This is a genomic window from Streptosporangium sp. NPDC023825 (assembly GCF_040639575.1).
Lineage (GTDB): Bacteria > Actinomycetota > Actinomycetes > Streptosporangiales > Streptosporangiaceae > Streptosporangium.
Map to the genome: position 1 here is coordinate 15,235 of NZ_JBFAAE010000070.1, position 21,375 is coordinate 36,609.

Below are 21,375 nucleotides of genomic sequence, written 5' to 3' on the forward strand. Positions count from 1 at the left end.
GCCGGGCGGAACCCGGAGGGTCAGGAGGGGACGAAGGGCAGCACGACCGCGGACGGGTGGGACGGGTCGTGGAAGATCTCGTGGTCGGTCTTGACCATCGCGCTGCCCGTGCCCAGCGGCTCACCGGTACCGAGGTTGCGGGCGATCCGGGGGTACGCGCCTCCGGCGACGTGCACGCGGATCCGGTGGCCACGCCGGAAACGGTGCCCGATCGGCCACAGATCCACCCGGACCCGGCGGATCCCGTCGTCCCCGGCGGGCGGGTCACCGGGGACAAGGCGGCGCACGCCCTCGCACACGTTGTATGAGGCGCCGTCCGGGTGCACGTCGCAGACCCGGACCACCACGTCGGCGTGCCCGGTGCCCGTGCGCACGTACAGGTCGGCGAAGACCGGGCCGATCATCTCCGTGTCCCGCCGCAGCTCGGGGCCGGTGTAGACGAGTACGTCGCGCCGGGCCTCCAGCCTGCGGTTGTCGCGCGGTTCCGAGTTGCCCAGCAGGACCGGGCCGCCCAGCGCGGGCGTCGGGTGCGCGGGGTCGTAGCGGAAGCGGTCGGGTTCGGCGCCGTGCGGGCCGACGCCGCCGCCAGGGCCTTCGACGGCATGAGAGGCGCGAGAGGCGTGAGGGACGTCAGGGACGCCGGGGATGCCGGGGGAGAGGGCGAAGCCGGGACGCAGGTGCCAGCGCTGCTCCCGCACGCCGGGCACCGGCCAGTCGGAGTAGTCGCGCCACTCGTCCGCGCCCGTCACGTACAGCCTGACCGGCTGCTCGCGCAGCCCCGACGGGTCGCCGAGCAGGTGCGCGCGGAACCAGGCGAGCGCCTCGGCGTTGGCCACCCGGCCGTGCCGCACGTCCGCGTGGTACCAGGGGCCGATCGTCAGGTACGGGCGCCGCCCCGCGGCCCGCATCGCCGCGTAGTCCTTGACCTGCCAGGGCAGGAAGACGTCGTACCAGCCGCCGACCATGGTGACCGCGGCCTCCACCTCGCCCACGGAGGCGGAGAAGTCGCGCCTGCCCCAGTAGGCGGCGGGCTCGGCGTGGTGGGTGAGCAGGTCCTGGAAGAACGGCATGCCCCTGCCCGCCGACAGCGTGTCCAGCTCCCCGAGCGGGCGCCCCGACAGGGCCGCGCGACGCGTTCTGCGCGGGATGAGCAGCGCGCTCGCCCCGCCGAACGGCCGCTCCAGGGAGGCGGTCAGCGTGGTCCACATCAGCGACGACTCCAGCGCGAACGCCCCGCCCACGTAGGCGGCGTCCCGGAACTGGGAGGCGGTCACCGAGGTGGACATGGCCTTGAGGTCCGGCCCGGCGAACGGGGCGATCGCCCACTGCGCGTACCCCAGGTAGGAGGGGCCGTGCATGGCCAGGCTCCTGCCGTACCAGTCCTGGGCACGCAGCCAGGCCAGCGTGGCCAGCCCGTCGTCGTGCTCGTCGCCGAGCGGGTCGAGCAGGCCGCCCGAGCCGAAGCCGCCCCGGCAGCTCTGTATCACGACCTGGAACCCGTGCTTGGCGAACCCGCGCCCGAAGGTCCGCCCGAACACGCCGCGCCTTCCGTACGGGGAGCGGATCAGGATCGTGGGCGGGCGCACGGCGCCGGCCGGTACGTAGCGGTCGGCCAGCAGGGTGACCCCGTCGGGCATCGGTACCGGCAGGTCACGCTCGACCGTGACCCGGTGGACGGCCGTCCGCGGCCAAGTGATCGTCCCCATGTGCTCTCCTCGCGCAGCCCCGTGATTACCCACTGGTAACAGAACAAGGCTCGCGATGGCCAGGGTTCGCCGGTGTGAGGCTCGTCATCCTCCGGTCCCGCCGGCTTCCGCCCCCTGCCTGGGGATCTTCACGGTTTCCCCGCCGGTACGGGGCCGGCGTGGTGTCACGTTGCATGATCGCGGTCGCCGCCGGTACTCTGGCCACATGCGAGACCCGATTACCCTTCAGTGGTGGCGCCGCTTCTAGGCGGCGCAGGTTTCGCATTCGCGAGCAGACAGGCGGCCGCCCAGGGAGGCGGCCTTTTCTGCGTCCGCTCCCTCTGGGCATCAGGGACATCAAAAGGGGCGATACCGCAGTGGAGACGAGCCGATATACCACCGCCGGCGGCATAGGGGTCGAGGTCACCGCGTCCGACGTGCCCGAGACGGTGCTTGAGGACGTCGTCACGACGCTCGGCGAGCGCCGTGGCGGAGTGCTCTCCTCCGGGATGGAGTATCCCGGCCGCTACAGCCGATGGCACCTCGCCTACGTCGACCCCTGCCTGGAGATCGTCGCCAGGGGGCGCAGGATCTCCGCCCGCGCGCTGAACGCCCGGGGCAGGGTGGTCCTGCCCGCCGTCGTGTCCTGCCTGCTGGCGGCGGGCAAGCCCGTCGAGGAGCCGACCGCCGACCTCGTCGAGGTCTACGTGGCGGAGTCGGAGGACATCCTCCCCGAGGAGATGCGCAGCCGCCGTCCCACGGTCTTCACCGCGATCCGCGAGGTCATCGCCGCGTTCAAGGGCGAGAACGAGCACCTGGGCCTGTACGGCTCCTTCGGCTACGACCTGGCCTTCCAGTTCGAGCCGATCAGGCAGGTCCTGACGCGGGCCGCGGACCAGCGCGACCTCGTGCTGCACCTGCCCGACCGGGTGATGGTGATCGACCGTAAGAGGGAGACCAGCAAGGAGTTCCGCTACGAGTTCACCGTGGACGGCGTCTCCACCCACGGGCTCGCCCGCGAGGGGGAGGTCGTGCCGCTGACCCCGCCGCCGTCCGAACTCCCGGCCGACCCCGAAAGGGGCTCCTACGCCAAGGTGGTGGCCGCGGCCAAGGAGAAGTTCGTCCGCGGCGACCTGTTCGAGGTCGTTCCCGGCCAGGTCTTCCACGCACCCTGCACCGACCCGGCCGCCTTCTACCGGGGGCTGCGCAAGGTCAATCCGGCGCCGTACGAGTTCCTGTTCAACCTCGGCGAGGGCGAGCACCTGGTCGGCGCGTCCCCGGAGATGTACGTCCGGGTCAGCGGCGACCGCGTCGAGACCTGTCCCATCTCCGGCACCATCGCCCGCGGCGGCAACCCCATCGAGGACGCCGACGCGATCCGGACCCTCCTGTCCAGCGTCAAGGAGGAGTCGGAGCTGACCATGTGCACCGACGTGGACCGCAACGACAAGTCCCGCATCTGCGTGCCGGGGACGGTCCAGGTGATCGGCCGCCGCCAGATCGAGATGTACTCCCGGCTCATCCACACCGTCGACCACATCGAGGGCCGGCTGCGTCCGGAGTTCGACGCCCTCGACGCCTTCCTCACCCACATGTGGGCCGTCACCGTCACCGGCGCCCCCAAGACCTGGGCGATGCAGTTCATCGAGGACCACGAGGCCACCACGCGGCGCTGGTACGGCGGGGCGGTCGGCTACATCGGCTTCGACGGCTCGATGAACACCGGCCTGACCCTGCGCACCGCGCAGATCCGCGGCGGGGTCGCCACCGTCAGGGCCGGGGCCACGCTGCTGTTCGACTCCGACCCCGACGCCGAGGAGCGGGAGACCGAGCTCAAGGCCAGCGCCCTGCTGGGCGCCCTGGCCGCGGTCGGCGCGGCCCCGCAGGAGCGGGCCGAGGCGGAGGTGGCCGCCACGCCGCCGGGCAGCGGGATGAAGGTGCTGCTCGTCGACCACGAGGACTCTTTCGTCAACACCCTCGCCGACTACTTCCGCCAGCAGGGCGCCGAGGTCGTCACGCTCAGGCACGGATTCCCCGTCACGATGATCGACGAGATCGCGCCCTCCCTGGTGGTGCTGTCGCCCGGCCCCGGCTGGCCGTCCGACTTCGGGCTGCCCGCCCTGGTCGGCGCCCTCTACGAGCGCGACCTGCCGGTGTTCGGCGTCTGCCTCGGCCTGCAGGGCATGGTGGAGCAGGCGGGCGGCACCCTCGAGCTGCTGTCCTATCCCGAGCACGGCAAGCGCGGCCAGGTGCGGCGGCTGGGCCCCAGCGCCCTGCTCGACGGGCTTCCCGAGGAGTTCACGGCCGCGCGCTACCACTCGGTCCACGCCAAGCAGCCGGGCGTCGCCGGGTTCACCGCCACCGCGCTCACCCCGGACGGCGCGGTGATGGCCATCGAGGACGTGGAGCGACGCCGTTTCGCGGTGCAGTTCCATCCCGAGTCGATCCTCACCGCCGAGGGGGGCTCGGGAGCGAAGATCATCGCCAACGTTCTCCGGCTCTGCCGCAAGAACGGGTAAAGAAGCCGTACTTCGCGCCCGGCGGTCCCGCCGGGTGACCCTAGAGTTCTCCCCGTCGTGGAGACCGCTGGGCGTACCGGGCCAGGACCGGCCGACACGCCCGGCGGCGGGGGAGGAGCGGGCATGAGATCGGACGGCGTGCTGCCCGTCGAGCTGCCCGACGTCGTACGGGAGGCGCTGCTGGCGCCGCTGGTCGACCACAACTGCCGCGGTGTGCGCCGCGACGAGCTGACCCGGGCCCGGTTCGAGACGCTGCTCACCGACGCGGAGACCCCCGCGCCGCCGGGCACCACCCACTTCGACACCCCCGCGGGCGCCGCCGTCCGGCGCTGGTGCGCCCCCGTTCTCGGCCTCGCCCCGCACGTTCCGCCCGCCGTCTACCTGGCCCGCAGGGCGGAGCTCGGCGCGGCCGAGGTGAACCGGCGGCTGCTGGGCGCTGCGGGGATCTCCACCTTCCTGTTCGACGGATCCGACGACTCCGATGACTCCGGCGACTCCGGCGACTCCGGCGGGGAGGGCTTCGGCGGCTTCGAGAAGGGCCCCCTCGGCGGTCGCGGCGACGTCGCCGGTCTCGGACCCCGCGGTGCTCTCGGTGCTCTCGGTGTTCTCGGTGCTCTCAACGGCTCCCGCGGGTCCGAGGGTCCCGGAATGCTGGACCGCCTGGACCGCCTGGACCGCCTGGAGCGTCCGGACCGCAGGGATCGTTTCGGCGGCGGCCCCGGCGGGGGCGAGGTGCTGCCACCGGCCGAGATGGGGCACGCGGGCGGCGCGGACACCGCGCGGGTCGTCCACATCGAGCGGGCCGAGGAGGAGGTCGCCGGCACCGCCGTCTCGGGCGTCTCCTACATCTCCGCCCTCGCCCAGAAACTCGCCGAGCGGGCCGTCCGCGCCGTCGCGCTGAAGTCGGTCACCGCCCACCGCTCCGGCCGGCCCCTCGAGCCGGCCAGGCCGAGCAGGGGAGCGGTGATCGCGGCGGCCACCCGGCGGCTGGCCTGCCCGGGGGAGAGGCTCACCGACCAGGTGCTCCTGCGCCACCTGCTCTGGACGGCGATCGACGTGGCCAGGGAGTACGGGCGGCCGCTGCAGTTCCACACCGGCCCCGCCCGCCATGCCGGCGGCACGCGCCACGGCGCCCACCCGGGGGGCCGTGCCACCTCCGGCGGTCGCGGCGCGTACGGCGGTCACGAGACCTACGGGGGCGGCGGGCACGGCGGCCCAGGCGCCGCCGGGGGCGCCAGAGGTCCCGGCCCCTTCGGAGGCCACGCCGGTTCCGGCTGGGGTCCCGACTCCGGTCCGTACGGCGTCGGTCCGGCGCCGGTGGCCGGATTCATCACGGCGACGCAGCCGATGGGCGTCCCCGTCGTCCTGTTGCACTGCCACCCGTTCCATCGCCAGGCGGCCTATCTGGCGGGTGCCCTCCCGCACGTCTACGTCGACGTGGGAGCGGCCCTGACCCGCAGCGCCACGGGGTCGGCCGCGGTCATGGCGGAACTGCTGGAACTCGTGCCGTTCCACAAGCAGCTGTTCGGTTCCGGCGGCCACGGCGTGGCCGAGGCCTGCCACCTCGGTGCCCTGCACTACCGGCGCGGCCTGGCCGGGGCACTCGCCGCGCGACTGGCCGACGGCGAGTGGAGCACCGCGGACGCCGCCCGGGTGGCCCAGATGATCGGCTCGGGAAACGCCCGCCGGATATACCGGTTGTGACGGGTGCCCGCCCCCGGGGCGGCTGGGCCCCTGGAATAATGTGGCGACTGTTGGCGCGACGAGGGGGAACCAGTTGACGGGCGATGGGGCAGAGGCACGTTTTCTCGACGACGTGACCGTGGAGTTGGTCAAGCACAGCGCCTCCGACACCGACGTGCTCTGGGCCGCGCGGGTGTCGACCGCGGGAGAGCAGTCCCTGGAGGAGATCGGCAAGGACCCCGAGCGTTCCAAGGGACTGCTCAACTTCCTGATGCGCGACAGGCACGGCAGCCCCTTCGAGCACAACTCGATGACGTTCCTCGTCAGCGCGCCGATCTTCGTCTTCCGTGAATTTCACCGCCACAGGGTCGGATGGTCATACAACGAGGAAAGTGGGCGTTATCGGGAGCTTCAGCCCAATTTCTACGTTCCGGGGGCGGAGCGGAAGCTGGTCCAGGAGGGCCGGCCGGGCAAGTACGTCTTCGCCGAGGGCAGCGCCGAGCAGCACAAGATCGTGACTGAGGCGATGGAGTCGTCGTACCGGCAGTCCTACGCCGCCTACCAGGAGATGCTGGAGGCCGGGATCGCCAGGGAGGTGGCCAGGGCGGTGCTGCCCGTCGGTCTCTTCTCCTCGATGTACGCCACCTGCAACGCCCGCTCGCTCATGCACTTCCTCTCCCTGCGCACCAAGAACGAGCAGGCCAGGGTGCCCTCGTTCCCGCAGCGCGAGATCGAGATGGTGGCGGAGAAGATGGAGGCGGCCTGGGCGGAGCTGATGCCCCTCACGCACGCGGCCTTCGTGGCCGCCGGCAGGGTCGCCCCCTAGAGGAGCAGGGGCGCCCCCTCGCGGAGTCGCCGGGGGCGTGCGGACCGGAGGTCTCCCGGCCCGCCGCCCCCTCGGTCCTCGTCTCCTGCCCGCCGCCTGGCTTGTTGTCTCTCGCGGGCGGTCAGCTCGTGGTCTCCTGACGGCGGGAGAGGGCGGGCAGGACGAAGATCTCGGCGCCCGGGGGCAGCGCGCAGTCGAGGCCGCCGAGGTGCCGGGCGTTCTCGCCGCAGACGAACATGCTGATGTGGCGGCGGATGCACCCGTAGTCGTCGCGGAGTCGCTGCTCCAGGGACGGGTGCGTGCGGCGGAGCATGTCGAGGGCGGAGCCCAGCGTGGGGTGGCCGTCGTCGTGGTCGGCGACGGCGAAGACGCGGATCTCGGTGGTCTCGCCCGCCCAGTGCCGGAGCGTGGCGGGAAGCATGAAGGTCACGAGGGTGACGGGTCTGGCCATCGGCTCAGCGCACCGTGTCGCGAGGGGCGGGCAGGGCAGGGTGGCCTGAACCGGCCGGGGGCCGGGGACGGGTGTCGTCCTGACCTCGGCGGCGCCGCCGCCGGTGGAGGGGACCGGGGACGGGCGCGTGCGGGCGGACGGCTCCGGCCGGAGAGCCGGACGGATGGTGACGGCGGCGGACGGGTCCGCGCGGGTGGCGGTCGAGAGGTGGGCACGGGCTGGGAGGGGGGCCGTCGTGCATGACCATCTCCTTTCGGATTGGGCCTCATGCTGCCATGCCACGCCGTGTCTTGCCGTGCTCTATGAAATTTGCGTGATCAGTTCGGGGTGTTAGTCCCGATTGTCGTTCAGAGCTCGCCCTGCACGATGTCCCGGTGGATGTGCGGCAGCGGCATTCCGCCCCGCTGGAGCCTGCGGACCGTCTCGTTGACCATGGCGGTCGGGCCGCAGACGTAGGCCTCGTGGTCGGCCCACGAGTGGAACCGCTCCATCACCTCGGCCACCTGGCCCCGCATGCCGTCGTACCCCGGTTCGCCGGAGACCACGGGCAGTACCCGCAGCCACGGGAAGGCCGACTCCATCCGTACCAGGTCGGTCAGGTCGTAGAGTTCGGCGGCGGTGCGGGCCCCGTAGAGCAGATGGACGTTGGGGCGGCGCCCGGAGCCGATCACGTGCTCCAGGATCGCCTTGATGGGGGCCAGGCCGGTGCCGCCCGCCACGCACAGGATGTCGCGCCCCGAGTCGGCGGGCACCATGGTGCCCATCGGAGGCCCCAGCGTCAGGGTGTCGCCGATCCGGGTGTGCTGGACCAGCGCGGTGGAGACCCAGCCGCCGGTGATCGCGCGGACGTGCAGGCGGACGGTTTTGTCGTCCCTGGGCGCGTTCGCGATGGAGAACGTGCGCCAGACGCGCGGCCAGCGCGGGGTCTGCACGTTGACGTACTGGCCGGGTACGTAGGGCAGATGCTGGTCGAGCCGCAAGGTGATCACCGCGATGTCCGGTGTGCGGAGCTCGTGGTCGATCACCTCGGCCAGCCACCAGGCGGGCGACACGCCCGCGTCCGACTCGGCTGACTCGATCATGAGATTGGCGGCGGCCGTGTACGCGGCCACCCACGCCGCCTCTATCTCGTTGTCCCAGATCTCGGCGGCGAAGCGCCTGATCGTGGCGAGGAGCGCGTTGCCGACCGCGGTGTAGTGCTCGGCGAGGACCCCGTACTTGCGGTGGTCGCGGCCGAGCTGGCCGAGGAACGACGCCAGGCTGCCGGGGCTGTCCAGGCTCCAGACGATCCTGGTCAGCGCGCTGAACAGGCGGTCGCGCTGGACGTCCATCGCCGGGGGGAACATCGCCCGCAGGTGCGGGCTCTCGGCGAACAGGCGCCCGTAGAAGTACGCCGCGGCCTTGTCCGCGACGGGTTCGACGAGGGCGAAACTTTCCTTGACGAGATGCGGATTCAACGACATTTAACGAACCCACCCTAATTGATCGGATCAAAGTCCGATCATGCAGATCCACCTCCCTGACGGCTCCGGGTGACGAGCGACCGGGAGCCCCGGCTCACCTGGCCACTCGAATTTGAGTCTTCCATCACCATGTAGACGTCACAACCGTTTCTCAGCAATATGGTGGGAAATCTAACTATCCGTAATTGAAAAGTTATTTTGCGTGACCAACTAATTGGCGGCGGGCGACATAGGCGAATAATAATCACGTTCCATTTGAATGGAGAGTTTACTGCTCGTAAGCCATGCGGTCATGGCGGAGTTCCAGGTCGCCGGGGGTGTGAACCGTCCCCGCGGTGAGAGTTGGGGACTCCTGGCGAGACGACACTGATACCTCGAATGTGTGACATGACCGAAATAGAGTGCGCCATGATAGAGGAGCTGTTGGAGATGGGATCGGTGCTGTCCGAAACAGGTGGCGCCACCTCGCGCACGCCCCCTGGAGAACGCATGCCCCGACCCTTGATCGGTATCACCGCCTACCTCGAGGCCGCCCGCTGGGGCGACTGGGTCAGGGAGGCCGTCCTGTCGCCGCCCTCCTACGCGCGAGCCGTCGAGAAGGCGGGCGGCGCCCCGGTGCTGCTGCCCCCGCTCAACCTCGGCGGGATCGACGACTACGTCGGCGGCCTGTCGGGCGTGATCCTCGCCGGAGGGGGCGAGCTCGACCCCTCCCTCTACGGGGCCGCCCCCGAGGAGCGCGTCAGGGACCCCCAGCCGCACCGCGACCGCTTCGAGCTGGCGCTGGCCCGCGCCGCCGTCAAGGCCGGCCTGCCGCTGCTCGCCTCGGGGCGGGGCATGCACGTCCTGAACGTCGCCCAGGGCGGGACCCTGATCCCCTGGCTCCCCGAGGTGGTCGACCACGACCGCCACGCCGCCCAGGCGCACCGCATCCAGATCAGCGTCTCCAGCAGGCTCGGCAAGACGGTGGGTGACACGGCCGAGGTGACCGCGCCCCATCACCAGGCCGTCAAGCGGCTGGGCACCGGCCTGCTCGCCGTGGCCTGGGCCGACGACCAGATCGTCGAGGGCGTCGAGCTGCAGGGGCACCGGTTCTGCGTCGGGGTGCAGTGGAACCCCGGACGCGCCGGGGACAACCGGCTCATCGAGGCCCTGGTCGAGGAGGCCCGGCGGTGACGTCCGGCGGGTAAAGTGCCGATCATGCCGTTGCACCCGCAGGCCGAGGCCTACCTGAAGCTCTTCCAGACGGACCTCGGTGCCCCTCTCTCCACGCTCACCCCCGAGATGATCGCCGAGCTGCGGACCCTGGACGCCTTCGCCGAGCAGCGGGGTCCGATCATTCCCCTCCCGATGGTCAGGGACGAGGTCGTCGGGGGCGTGCCGGTCCGGGTCTACCGGCCCGAGGAGGGCGACCGCCCCCTTCCCGCGATCGTCTACCTCCACGGCGGAGGCTGGGTCTTCGGGAGCGTCGAGCGCAACGACGCCCTCGGCCGCGACCTCGCGGTGCGCAACGGGGCGGTCGTGGTCTCGGTCGACTACCGGCTCGCGCCCCACCACCCCTTCCCCGCGGCGGCCGACGACGCGTGGAGCGTCGTCCAGGACGTCTTCGCCCGTCCCGGCGCCTACGGGATCGACCCGGGGCGCATCGCGGTCTGCGGCGACAGCGCCGGGGGCAACCTCGCGGCCGTGGCCGCCTGGCAGGCCAGGGACGCCGGGCTCCGGCTGGCCCACCAGCTGCTCGTCTACCCGGTGGCCGACGTGGCCATGGACACCGGGAGCTACCGTGCCTACGCCACCGGCTTCGGGCTCGGCGCGGACGAGATGGCCTGGTTCGTCGCGCAGTACGGCGGTGACCCGGCCGACCCCCGGCTGGCTCCGGCCCGGCTGGCCGACAAGTCCGGCCTGGCCCCGGCGACGGTGATCGTCGCCGAGTGCGACCCCCTCTGCGACGAGGGCGAACAGTACGCCGCCCAGCTCGCCGCGGCCGGGGTGCCGGTCGAGGTCAGGAGATACGAGGGAGCCATCCACGGTTTCTTCGGCCTTCCGGGCTTCTTCGACCAGGCGACCGAGGCGCGCGAGTACGCCGCGGCCCGTCTCGCGGAGGCCTTCCGGTAGACGGGTCTTTCCGGCCGGCCGATACCCGTCCGGCGAGCGGAGCCTTCCCGCGGGGTGTCTGCCGCGGGGCGGGTCCGTGCCGCGGCCTCCGCCGGGGACGCCGCCCGGACCCGTACGGCGGCGGCCGCCCCGAGGCGGCGGCGCCCGGTCAGAAGCGCCCGTGCAGGGCGGCCAGGCCGGGCTCGAAGACCTGGCCGACGACGAACCCCTCCACCTTCGCCGCGTCGTCGGTCTCGAAGGTGGCCGACCACTCGACGAACGCCCTCCCGCTGTCGGTGACGGGGGCGACCCGGTAGAGCGCCCGGTAGTCACGGACCGGCAGCGGGCTCTCCAGGATCTCGTACGTCGCCGAGCGCGAGGCGTCGTCGAGGGTGAGCAGCCGCTCCCTGAAGGCTCCGCCGGGGCTCTCCAGCCTGCGCACCGCGCCCGGCCGGGAGTCCCCGCCGTCCTCGATCTCGCAGCCGGTGATCCCCGGCAGCCACTCCGCCACGTTGCCGAAATCCCTCAGGTACTCCCACACCTGGTCGGCGGAGGCGTTGATCACCGTGCTGGCGTACGCGGACATCGGCTACTCCTCGTGCTGGCCTGTCGCCGAGGGTCATGCCCGCGCGCGCCGCCGGGTAATCAGGGCCGCCGGGTGATCAGGTCAGAAGCTCCTGGGCAGCCCGAGAACCTGGGTGGCCAGGTAGTTGAGCAGGAGTTCCTCGGTGACCGGGGCGACCTTGCCGATGCGGGCGCCGGTCAGCAGGTTGGCCACCGGGTACTCCAGCGAGTAGGCCATGCCGCCGTGCGTCTGGAAGGCGTGGTCCGCCGCCTCCCACGCGGCCTGCGAGGCGGACAGCTTGGCGATGTTGGCCTCGGTGGCGCAGGGCAGCTGCCTGTCGAACAGCCAGGCGGCCTTGTAGAGCATCAGCCTGGCCAGCTCGATCTTCGCCTTGACCTGGGCGAGGGGGAAGGCGATGGCCTGGTTGGCGCCGATCGGGCGGCCGAACACCTCGCGCTCCTTGGCGTACTGCACGGCCACCCGCAGCGCCACCTCGGCGCCGCCGAGCGCGGAGGCGGCGAGCAGGACGCGCTCGGGGTTGAGGATGTCCCACAACACCAGCGCGCCCTGGTCGACCTCGCCGATCACGTTCCTCTCCGGGACCCGGAGGTCGTCGATGAAGACCATGTTGGACGGGGTGGTGTTGGCGCCCAGCTTCGGGATCGGCCGGAACGACAGCTGCCCGGCGGCGACCGCCTCGGGGACGTTCACCAGGAAGACGGTCAGGCCGTTGGAGCGGGGCTTGGCCTCGGCGGCCGGGATGGTCCGGGTGACCAGGAGCATCCAGGTGGCGCGCTGCACGCCGGTGATCCAGATCTTCTGGCCGTTGACGACGAACTCCGCGCCGTCGCGGCGGGCGAAGGTGGAGATGCCCAGGGCGTTGGACCCGGCGTCGGGCTCGGTCAGCGCGAAGCAGGTCTCCAGCTCGCCGGTGGCCAGCTTGGGCAGCAGCTCGTCGCGCTGCCACCGGCTGCCGTGCCTGGACAGGGTCATCGCGCCGAACCCGGGGGTGAGCACGTAGGTGAACGCCGAGCCGCCGGCCGAGCCCGAGGCCGACAGGGTCTCGGTGGCCACGGCCAGCTCCAGCAGGCCCTGACCGCCGCCGCCGTACTCCTCGGGCACGGCCAGGCCGAGCCAGCCGCCCTTGGCCAGGTCCTGCCAGACCTCCTCGGGCCAGCGTTTCTCGCTCTCGCACCGCTGCCAGTAGTCCAGGTCGTAGCGGGCGCAGATGTCGCCGATGCCGCGTTGTACGGCGAGGGCGCTCTCGGGGAGGGTGAAGTCCACGATGATCAACTCCATTCTGGCTGCGGGCGCAATCGTAGAACGTAGTTCGGTATCTTCGTGGCGTCCCGGCCCCGGCCCTGACGTTCCGGCCCCGGCCCGCGGGGTCAGGCCTCCGGGGCGGGCTCCAGCCGCGGCCTGCGCGCGTGGTAGACGAAGGCCGGCGGCACGTTGCCCCACACCGTCCGGCCCGTGACGACCTCCTCGAAGGTGTCGATCAGGCGCCTCCTGAAGCGCCGCGCCGGAGGAAGGCGCTTGGCGAAGCTGTAGGCGAAGGTGGTGAAGGCCGTGTGCGGACCCATGATCCCGGTGACCGCGCCCAGCAGGCGGGCCTGGGTCTCCTCGGAGAAGGCGGCCCAGGGGAGCCCGCTCACGATCGCGTCGGCCTGGGGCAGGCCGCGCTCCTGGAGCAGCTGGGGCAGCCGTACCGCGTCGTCGACCACGACGTCCACGCCCGGGTTCCTGGCGGCGAGGAACTCGGCCAGCCTCGGGTTGATCTCGACGGCGATGTGGTGCCCCCGGCCGCCCAGCCGGCGCTGGATCTCCGCCGTGAACGCGCCCGTGCCGGGGCCGAGCTCGACGATCACCGGGTCGCCCCGGTGCGGGACCGGCGAGGCCACCGCCTCGGCGAGCCGCCGCGAGCTCGGCGCCACCGCTCCGACGGTGCCCGGCGAGCGGATCCACTGCCCCAGGAAGAGCGTGGTGTCATTGGTCATGGTTTGAAGGGTAGAGGGTACGGAAGCGCCTGCAGTACGCCGCCTGGTCGATCTTGGCGGCTCAGAGACCCTCCACGGGCAGGTAGACCCGGCCGCCCTCGCGGGAGAACTCCTCCGACTTCTCCCGCATCCCGGCCTCCAGGGCCTCGGCGCCGGTCAGGCCGCGCTCCTCGGCGAACCTGCGCACGTCGTGACTGATCCTCATCGAGCAGAACTTCGGACCGCACATCGAGCAGAAGTGCGCGGTCTTGGCCGGGGCGGCGGGCAGCGTCTCGTCGTGGAAGGACCGGGCGGTCCCGGGGTCCAGGGAGAGGGCGAACTGGTCCTCCCAGCGGAACTCGAACCGGGCGTCGGACAGCGCGTCGTCCCACGCCTGCGCGCCCGGGTGGCCCTTGGCGAGGTCGGCCGCGTGCGCCGCGATCTTGTAGGTGATCACGCCGGTCTTCACGTCGTCCCTGTCCGGCAGGCCCAGGTGCTCCTTGGGCGTGACGTAGCAGAGCATCGCCGTGCCGTACCAGCCGATCATCGCCGCGCCGATGGCCGAGGTGATGTGGTCGTAGCCGGGCGCGACGTCGGTCGTCAGCGGGCCGAGGGTGTAGAACGGGGCGTCGTCGCAGAGCTTGCGCTGCAGGTCGACGTTCTCCTTGATCTTGTGCATGGGGACGTGGCCGGGGCCCTCGACCATCACCTGGACGTCGTGCGCGTGAGCGATTTTCGTGAGCTCGCCCAGCGTCCTGAGCTCGGCGAACTGCGCCTCGTCGTTGGCGTCGGAGATCGATCCGGGGCGCAGGCCGTCGCCCAGCGAGAACGCCACGTCGTAGCGGGCCAGGATCTCGCAGATGTCGGCGAAGTGCTCGTAGAGGAAGCTCTCGCGGTGGTGCGCCAGGCACCAGGCCGCCATGATCGAGCCGCCCCGGGAGACGATCCCGGTCCTGCGCCGCGCGGTCAGCGGCACATGGGCCAGGCGCACCCCCGCGTGGACGGTGAAGTAGTCCACGCCCTGCTCGCACTGCTCGATCAGGGTGTCGCGGTAGATCTCCCACGACAGGCGGGCCGCGTCGCCGCCCGCCTTCTCCAGCGCCTGGTAGAGCGGGACGGTCCCGATCGGCACGGGGGAGTTGCGGATGATCCACTCGCGGGTGGTGTGGATGTTGCGCCCGGTGGACAGGTCCATCACCGTGTCGGCGCCCCACCGGATCGCCCACGTCATCTTGTCCACCTCCTCCTCGACGGTGGAGGCGACGGCCGAGTTTCCGATGTTGGCGTTGATCTTCACGAGGAAGTTGCGGCCGATGATCATCGGTTCGCTCTCGGGATGGTTGACGTTGGCCGGGATGATCGCCCGCCCGGCGGCCACCTCGGCGCGGACGAACTCCGGCGTCACGCCCTCGCGGACCGCGACGAACTCCATCTCCCGGGTGACCAGGCCGCGCCGGGCGTAGGCGAGCTGGGTGACCGGCGCCCCCGCCGCGCGCAGCGGCCGGTCGCCGCCGCCGGTGAAGACCGCGTCGAGGGAGCGCAGGTCGCGGGCCCAGGCGTCGCGGTCGCGGTAGCCGTCGTCGCCGGGGGCGCCGGATCGGCCGCCGTACCGGACCGTGTCGCCCCGCTCCAGGATCCACTCCTCGCGCGGGCGCGGCAGGCCGCGGGTGACGTCGGTGGTCACGGACGGGTCGGTGTAGGGGCCCGAGGTGTCGTACAGCGTGACCGCGGTCCCGTCGGTCAGGCGCACCTCGCGCATGGGGACGCGCAGGTCGCCCTGGTAGATCTTGGAGCTGGAAATACGCGCGTCGGTCATCGCGCAAACTCCCTTCGCCGGCATTACCCGGAGCAGGTTCTGGCGGTCGGCGGCTGTCTCGGCCGTCCTCTCAGCCCGGTTCTCCGGGCTCCCGCGTTGGTCGAACGGAACGATAACGCGTATCCCCCGCGCCCACCATCCACCCGGCCGCATCGGACGCAGTAGTGTCACCATCAGGTACGGGGAGGGAGATCAGCCGGTGAATCCGGAAGCATCGGGGGCCGAGGACCGAATCTGGACGGTCCCCAACGCGTTGAGCCTGGCCAGGCTTCTGGGGGTGCCGGTTTTCCTGTGGCTGGTGCTGGGCCCGAAGGCCGACGGCTGGGCCGTCGCCCTGCTGATGCTGGCGGGGTTCTCCGACTGGCTCGACGGCAAGATCGCCCGTGCCTGGAACCAGACCAGCAGGCTCGGCCGCCTGCTCGACCCGCTGGCCGACCGGCTCTACATCCTGGCCACCCTGTTCGGCCTCGCCATGCGCGAGATCATCCCCTGGTGGCTGGCGCTGGCCATCCCACTGCGCGACGTGATGCTGCTGGGCATCCCGCTCATCCTGCGCCGCCTCGGGTACGGTCCCGCGCTGCCCGTGCACTTCCTCGGCAAGGCCGCCACGGCCAACCTGCTCTACGCCTTCCCACTGCTCTTCCTGGCCCACCATCCCTCCTGGTACGCCGAGGTGGCGGGGATCGTCGGCTGGTCCCTGGCCATCTGGGGCACCGGCCTGTACTGGTGGTCCGGGGTGCTGTATTGGGTACAGGTGCGTCAGCTGACAAGCGAGGCCAAACGCCTTAAGAGGTGATCTGTGAAGGCCGTCGTCATGGCGGGCGGGGAGGGGACACGGCTCCGGCCGATGACCGCGAACCAGCCCAAACCTCTCCTACCCGTGATCAACCGGCCGATCATGGAGCATGTGCTTCGCCTGCTGAAACGGCACGGCTTCACCGAGACGGTGGTCACCGTGCAGTTCCTGGCCGCCCTGGTCCGCAACTACTTCGGCGACGGCGACGAGCTCGGCATGAGCCTGTACTACGCCACCGAGGACACGCCGCTCGGCACCGCGGGCAGCGTGAAGAACGCCGCCGACCGGCTCCGCGACGACCGCTTCCTGGTCATCTCCGGCGACGCGCTGACCGACATCGACCTGACCGACATGATCCGTTTCCACCGCGAGAACGGCGCGATGGTCACGATCGGGCTCAAGCGCGTCCCCAACCCGCTGGAGTTCGGCATCGTCATCGTCGACGACCAGGGCAGGGTGGAGCGCTTCCTGGAGAAACCGACCTGGGGCCAGGTCTTCTCCGACACCGCCAACACCGGCATCTACGTGATGGAGCCCGAGGTCCTCGACGAGATCGCGGCCGGGGAGTCCGTCGACTGGTCGGGCGACGTGTTCCCCAGGCTGCTGGAGCGCGGCGCCCCGCTGTACGGCTACGTGGCCGACGGCTACTGGGAGGACGTCGGCACCCACGAGAGCTACCTCAAGGCCCAGGCCGACGTCCTGTCCGGCCGGGTCAAGGTCGACATCGACGCCTTCGAGGTCTCGCCGGGCGTCTGGGTCGCCGAGGGGGCCTCGGTCGACGCCGACGCCGTCCTGAAGGGCCCCCTCTACGTCGGCGACTACGCCAAGATCGAGGCGGGCGCCGAGCTGCGCGAGTACACCGTGCTGGGCAGCAACGCGGTGGTCAGGGAGGGGGCCTTCCTGCACCGCGCGGTCGTCCACGACAACGTCTACGTCGGGCCCAGCGCCCACCTGCGCGGCTGCGTGATCGGCAAGAACACCGACCTGATGACCGGCGCCAGGGTCGAGGAGGGCGCCGTCGTCGGCGACGAGTGCATCATCGAGGCCGAGGCGTACATCTCCTCCGGCGTCAAGATCTACCCGTTCAAGACCATCGAGGCCGGGGCGGTGATCAACAACAGCGTCATCTGGGAGCCGCGCGCCCAGCGCAACCTGTTCGGCCCCCGGGGAGTCTCGGGGCTGGTCAACGTCGAGATCACCCCCGAGCTGTGCGTACGGCTGGCCAGCGCCTACGCCACCACCCTGAAGAAGGGCGCCTCGGTCATCACCTCCCGCGACTCCTCCCGCGCCGCGCGGGCGCTGAAGCGGGCCGTGATCAGCGCCCTGAACGCCAGCGCGATCAACGTGCTCGACCTGGAGGCGTCCCCGCTCCCGGTGGCCCGCTTCCACACCGCCAGGGAGAACGCCGTCGGCGGCATCGCGCTGCGCACCACCCCCGGAGACCCGCAGAGCGTCGACATCGTCTTCATGGACGAGCACGGCGCGGATCTTTCCCCGGCGGCCCAGCGCAAGCTGGACCGGGTCTTCTCCCGGCAGGAGTTCCGCCGCGCCTTCCCCGGGGAGATCGCCGAGCTGAGCTTCCCCGCCCGGGCGGTGGAGGACTACACGCACGAGCTGCTGCGCCTGGTCGACATCAGCGGGGTGCGCGACGCCGACATGAAGGTCGTGGTCGACTGCGCCGGAGGCACCTCCTCGCTGGTGCTGCCCAGCCTGCTGGGCCGCGTCGGGGTGGACGTGCTGACCGTCAACAACCGGCTGGACGACGCCTCGCCCACCGAGACCCTCGCCGAGCGCCGCCGCGACCTGCAGCGCCTGTCGGAGCTCGTCAGCTCCTCCAGGGCGGCCTTCGGGGTGCGCTTCGACCCGGTGGGGGAGCGGGTCGCGCTGGTGGACGAGATGGGCCAGCTGATCAGCGAGGAGCGCGCCCTGCTGGTGGTGCTCGACCTGGTCGCCGCCGAGCGGCGCGGCGGCAGGGTGGCGCTGCCGGTCACCACCACCCGGGTGGCCGAGCAGGTCTGCAGGTTCCACGGCGTCCAGGCCGAGTGGACCTCCACCGCGATCGACGCGCTCACCGCCGCCGCCAGGGGGCCGGAGATGATCTTCGCGGCCGACGGGCGAGGCGGTTTCATCGTGCCCGAGTTCGGCCCCACGGTGGACGGCCTGGCGGTGTTCCTGCGCCTGCTGGGCCTGGTCGCCAGGACCCGGCTCTCGCTCAGCCAGATCGACGCCAGGATCCCCGAGGCCAAGCTGCTGCGCCGGACCGTGCCGACCCCGTGGGCGGCCAAGGGCGCGGTGATGCGCTCGGTCATCGAGGCCGCCGAGCACTACCGCATCGACACCACGGACGGGGTGCGGGTCGTCGCCGAGGACGGCAGCTGGACCCTGGTGCTGCCCGACCCGGCGGAGGCGGTCACCCACCTGTGGGCCGAGGGGTTCGACGTCGACTCCGCGCAGACCCTGATCGAGCACTGGGCGAGGGTGGTGGAGGAGGCCGCGGGCGGCTGACGGGACCCGGCCCCGGCCGTCGCGCCGCAGGCGCGGGAAGGCGCCCTGACGGGGGCCGCGGGCCGAGCGGTTGCCACAAAGACAGCGCGGCGCCATGGACCGGGGACAGTGCCCCACTGTAACTTTGTCACCGACCGTACCCGCGGTTCAGCGTCAACCTTGACCTTCGCGCCTCATCACTGTATGTTGCGGCATTCGCAGTCCGAGAAAACACTTGAGAAGCGAAGAAGCGAGGCGCGCATCACTGAGCACCGTTGCCGCGTCTTCGCGGTAGGAGGCCGAGCCGATCGATGCCGAGCGTCTACTGCACGCAGTGCGGTCATGCCAATCCTGAGGATGCCCGTTTCTGTTCACGATGCGGGTCGCCGCTTACCAAAGCCGAGACCCCCGGAGACAGCACATCGACGATCTCCCTCTCCGGGATCGAGGCCTACGAGGCGGAGACAGGTGAGACGCTTCTCGCCGAGCGGCAGGCCGTCGAGCAGTTGCCCCCGGGCACCGCGCTGCTGGTCGCGATGCGCGGCCCCAACGCCGGCAGCCGGTTCCTGCTCGACAGCGACCTCACCACCGTGGGCCGTCACCCCGAGAGCGACATCTTCCTCGACGACATCACGGTCTCGCGCCGCCACGTGGAGTTCTACCGGCGCGGCGGCGGGGTCTTCACCGTCCGCGACGTCGGCAGCCTGAACGGCACGTACGTGAACCGCGAGCGCATCGAGGAGGTCCCGCTGTACGGCGGGGACGAGGTGCAGATCGGCAAGTTCCGCCTGGTCTTCCTCACCCGCGGCGCCGCTGGAGGATGATGAGCTCGCAGGCCGCTCGTGCGCACATGAGCATCGGGGAGGTGCTCGCTCTGCTGCAGGGCGAGTTCCCCGACGTCAGCATCTCCAAGATTCGTTTCCTGGAGGGCGAGGGGCTGATCGAGCCGGAGCGCAGTCCCTCCGGCTACCGCAAGTTCACCTACGCCGACGTCGAGCGGCTGCGTTACATCCTCAGCGAGCAGCGTGACCGCTACCTGCCGCTGCGCGTCATCAAGGATCATCTGGAGGCGGCCGACCGCGAGGAGCGTCCGGCCGCCAAGCCGCGCGCGGTCCCCGGCGACGCGCCCCCCGAGCTCCGGCTCACCCGCGAGGAGCTGCTCGCCGCCGCCGAGCTCGACGAGGAGACCCTCGCCGAGCTGGAGGACTACGGCCTGCTGGCCGCCGTGGCCCGCTACTACGACGCCGAGGCGCTGGCCGTGGCCCGCAGCGTCGGAGCCCTGGCCGCCTTCGGCCTGCGGGCCCGCCATCTGCGAGCCGTCAAGGCCGCCGCGGAGCGCGAGGCCGGTCTGGTGGAGCAGGCCGTCGCCCCGCTCCTGCGCCGCCGCAGGCCCGGGGCCATCGACCAGGCCGACGAGACGGCCAGGGAGATCTCCGGCCTGCTGCTGGAATTGCACGCCTCTCTGCTGCGTTCCGGCGTTCGTGGGGCCCTGGGCCGGTGAGAACCTGACCAGGCACTCGTACCCCCACGAGTGTTACGTTGAACAAACCGGTCGGAATCCAGCGAAGACGGAGCAGCCCGTGTTGCAGATGGAGGTCGTGGGCGTTCGAGTTGAGATGCCCTCCAACCAGCCGATCGTCTTGCTGAAAGAGACGCATGGGGAGCGTTACCTACCTATCTGGATCGGCATGACGGAGGCCACGGCGATCGCCATGGCCCAGGCCGAGGAACCACCACCCCGGCCGCTCACGCATGACCTGTTCCGCGACGTGCTCGAAGGACTCGGCGTCCGGCTGAGCACGGTCAACATCGTCGCCCTGCGCGACGGCATCTTCTTCGCCGATCTCGTGTTCTCCAACGGGGTCGAGGTGAGCGCGCGCCCCTCGGACTCGATCGCCTTGGCACTTCGCACCGGCGCACGTATCTTCGCGAGTGAGGACGTGGTCCGGGAGGCAGGGGTGATCATCCCGGACGACCAGGAGGACGAGGTGGAGAAGTTCAGGGAGTTCCTTGACACGATCACGCCCGAGGACTTCGGCCGCGCGGGGTAGGAATTTCGGTGCATTTACGCTTCACGACGCGCCGGGTGGGGTCGTTGACTGGACTTGGCCCCAGTCCTACGGTGCAAGTGAAACCCGCGGTCGTGCGTAAACCCCCAGATCAGGCCGTGGGATGAGAGAAAGCCGGAGGTCCGCGTGGCGGTCAGCAGCGGCGAGGGTAGAAACGCCGATCAGGATGACCCGGAACGGCGCCAGTCGGCACGTCAGCGCGCGGGTGAAGAGGGTCTGCTGTTCGACGGGCAACCGGTGAAGGTGCCCGCCGACATCGGTTACCGGGGCCCCACGGCCTGTTCCGCGGCCGGCATCACCTACCGGCAACTCGACTACTGGGCGCGCACCGGCCTGGTCGAGCCCACCGTGCGAGCCGCCCACGGCTCCGGCTCCCAGCGGCTGTACGGCTTTCGCGACATCCTGGTCCTCAAGGTCGTCAAGCGCCTCCTCGACACCGGCGTCTCCCTCCAGCAGATCCGCATCGCCGTGCAGCACCTGCGCGACCGGGGCGTCAACGACCTGGCCGGGATCACCCTGATGAGCGACGGGGTGAGCGTCTACGAGTGCACCTCGCCCGACGAGGTCATCGACCTCCTCCAGGGCGGTCAGGGAGTCTTCGGCATAGCTCTGGGACGGGTGTGGCAGGAGGTGGAGGGCTCCCTCGCGGATCTGCCCGGCGAACGCGCGGAGTCGAGCGAGGGCCCTTTAGGAGATCATCAGGCCGATGAGCTGGCCCGCCGTCGCAGAGCACGACGAACCGGGTAAACTCGGACCTGCCACTGACCCTGTGCGGGAGAGACCCCGACCAGGATCGGGGCGCCGAAGGAGCAACCTCCCCGGAATCTCTCAGGCACCCGGTACCGCACGGACGAGGCAACTCTGGAAAGCAGGCGCGCTCGCCAGGCGCGACTCACCGACGGTGCAAGCCTCCCGACAAGGGGCAGGTGAAGCTCTCAGGTCACGACCCGC

At 71.1% G+C, this 21,375-nt stretch carries 18 protein-coding genes and 2 riboswitches; of the genes, 11 read left to right on the forward strand and 7 right to left on the reverse strand.

The window, feature by feature from the left end:
* Positions 1-20: 20 nt before the first annotated feature.
* Positions 21-1,706 carry a CocE/NonD family hydrolase gene (locus tag AB0G15_RS37355; protein ID WP_362849551.1) on the reverse strand — a complete coding sequence of 562 codons (1,686 nt, stop codon included), beginning with the start codon at positions 1,704-1,706 and terminating at the stop codon, positions 21-23.
* A 356-nt stretch (positions 1,707-2,062) separates the two neighbouring features.
* Between AB0G15_RS37355 and AB0G15_RS37360 the strand changes: the two genes are divergently transcribed.
* From AB0G15_RS37360 to thyX, 3 genes are all read left to right on the forward strand, one after another.
* Positions 2,063-4,204 (forward strand): anthranilate synthase component I, encoded by a 2,142-nt coding sequence (locus AB0G15_RS37360; RefSeq protein WP_362849554.1) that lies wholly within the window; start codon positions 2,063-2,065, stop codon positions 4,202-4,204.
* Positions 4,205-4,327: 123 nt separating this feature from the next.
* Positions 4,328-5,908 carry an amidohydrolase gene (locus tag AB0G15_RS37365; protein WP_362849557.1) on the forward strand — a complete coding sequence of 527 codons (1,581 nt, stop codon included), beginning with the start codon at positions 4,328-4,330 and terminating at the stop codon, positions 5,906-5,908.
* Positions 5,909-6,020: 112 nt separating this feature from the next.
* A complete protein-coding gene (gene thyX / locus AB0G15_RS37370) occupies positions 6,021-6,713 on the forward strand; it encodes an FAD-dependent thymidylate synthase (protein ID WP_362849560.1) in 693 nt (230 codons plus the stop codon).
* A gap of 121 nt (positions 6,714-6,834) precedes the next feature.
* On the opposite strand, the gene AB0G15_RS37375 is transcribed toward thyX, so the two are convergent.
* Together AB0G15_RS37375 and AB0G15_RS37380 are read right to left on the reverse strand one after the other, a co-directional pair.
* Positions 6,835-7,164 carry a hypothetical protein gene (locus tag AB0G15_RS37375; protein ID WP_362849563.1) on the reverse strand — a complete coding sequence of 110 codons (330 nt, stop codon included), beginning with the start codon at positions 7,162-7,164 and terminating at the stop codon, positions 6,835-6,837.
* Between the two features lie 347 nt (positions 7,165-7,511).
* Positions 7,512-8,627, reverse strand: a complete 1,116-nt coding sequence (locus AB0G15_RS37380; RefSeq protein ID WP_362849565.1) for a globin domain-containing protein — start codon at positions 8,625-8,627, stop codon at positions 7,512-7,514.
* A gap of 489 nt (positions 8,628-9,116) precedes the next feature.
* On the opposite strand from AB0G15_RS37380, the gene AB0G15_RS37385 reads away from it, so the two are divergent.
* The gene (locus tag AB0G15_RS37385) at positions 9,117-9,800 is read left to right on the forward strand and encodes a gamma-glutamyl-gamma-aminobutyrate hydrolase family protein (RefSeq protein ID WP_362849568.1); all 684 of its coding nucleotides are present in this window, start codon (positions 9,117-9,119) and stop codon (positions 9,798-9,800) included.
* A 24-nt stretch (positions 9,801-9,824) separates the two neighbouring features.
* Positions 9,825-10,739, forward strand: a complete 915-nt coding sequence (locus AB0G15_RS37390) for an alpha/beta hydrolase (RefSeq protein WP_362849571.1) — start codon at positions 9,825-9,827, stop codon at positions 10,737-10,739.
* Between the two features lie 148 nt (positions 10,740-10,887).
* Here the strand turns inward: AB0G15_RS37390 and AB0G15_RS37395 are convergent, their stop codons facing one another.
* The 4 genes from AB0G15_RS37395 to thiC all read right to left on the reverse strand — a co-directional run bounded on the left by AB0G15_RS37395 (position 10,888) and on the right by thiC (position 15,075).
* The gene (locus tag AB0G15_RS37395) at positions 10,888-11,304 is read right to left on the reverse strand and encodes an SRPBCC family protein (RefSeq protein ID WP_362849573.1); all 417 of its coding nucleotides are present in this window, start codon (positions 11,302-11,304) and stop codon (positions 10,888-10,890) included.
* Positions 11,305-11,385: 81 nt separating this feature from the next.
* Entirely contained in the window at positions 11,386-12,567 is a 1,182-nt protein-coding gene (locus AB0G15_RS37400; protein WP_362849575.1) for an acyl-CoA dehydrogenase family protein, read from the reverse strand.
* Between the two features lie 104 nt (positions 12,568-12,671).
* Positions 12,672-13,280 (reverse strand): methyltransferase domain-containing protein, encoded by a 609-nt coding sequence (locus AB0G15_RS37405; protein WP_362849577.1) that lies wholly within the window; start codon positions 13,278-13,280, stop codon positions 12,672-12,674.
* Between the two features lie 61 nt (positions 13,281-13,341).
* A complete protein-coding gene (gene thiC / locus AB0G15_RS37410; RefSeq protein ID WP_362849580.1) occupies positions 13,342-15,075 on the reverse strand; it encodes a phosphomethylpyrimidine synthase ThiC in 1,734 nt (577 codons plus the stop codon).
* Positions 15,068-15,180, reverse strand: a riboswitch (TPP riboswitch). Its footprint overlaps the gene before it by 8 nt.
* 94 nt (positions 15,181-15,274) lie before the next feature.
* Here thiC and AB0G15_RS37415 point away from each other — a divergent pair.
* The 6 genes from AB0G15_RS37415 to AB0G15_RS37440 all read left to right on the forward strand — a co-directional run bounded on the left by AB0G15_RS37415 (position 15,275) and on the right by AB0G15_RS37440 (position 21,171).
* Entirely contained in the window at positions 15,275-15,871 is a 597-nt protein-coding gene (locus tag AB0G15_RS37415; RefSeq protein WP_362849583.1) for a CDP-alcohol phosphatidyltransferase family protein, read from the forward strand.
* Between the two features lie 3 nt (positions 15,872-15,874).
* Positions 15,875-18,376 (forward strand): mannose-1-phosphate guanyltransferase, encoded by a 2,502-nt coding sequence (locus AB0G15_RS37420; RefSeq protein ID WP_362849586.1) that lies wholly within the window; start codon positions 15,875-15,877, stop codon positions 18,374-18,376.
* A 290-nt stretch (positions 18,377-18,666) separates the two neighbouring features.
* Positions 18,667-19,179, forward strand: coding sequence for an FHA domain-containing protein (locus AB0G15_RS37425; protein ID WP_329079681.1), 513 nt, complete (start codon positions 18,667-18,669; stop codon positions 19,177-19,179).
* On the forward strand, positions 19,179-19,856 hold the full coding sequence (locus AB0G15_RS37430) for a MerR family transcriptional regulator (protein ID WP_362849589.1): 678 nt from the start codon (positions 19,179-19,181) through the stop codon (positions 19,854-19,856). The genes AB0G15_RS37425 and AB0G15_RS37430 overlap by 1 nt, the downstream gene beginning before the upstream one ends.
* 79 nt (positions 19,857-19,935) lie before the next feature.
* Positions 19,936-20,406, forward strand: a complete 471-nt coding sequence (locus AB0G15_RS37435; protein ID WP_326639501.1) for a bifunctional nuclease family protein — start codon at positions 19,936-19,938, stop codon at positions 20,404-20,406.
* A 234-nt stretch (positions 20,407-20,640) separates the two neighbouring features.
* A complete protein-coding gene (locus tag AB0G15_RS37440; RefSeq protein WP_362696061.1) occupies positions 20,641-21,171 on the forward strand; it encodes a MerR family transcriptional regulator in 531 nt (176 codons plus the stop codon).
* A gap of 15 nt (positions 21,172-21,186) precedes the next feature.
* A riboswitch (glycine riboswitch) is annotated at positions 21,187-21,279 on the forward strand.
* Positions 21,280-21,375: the final 96 nt, after the last annotated feature.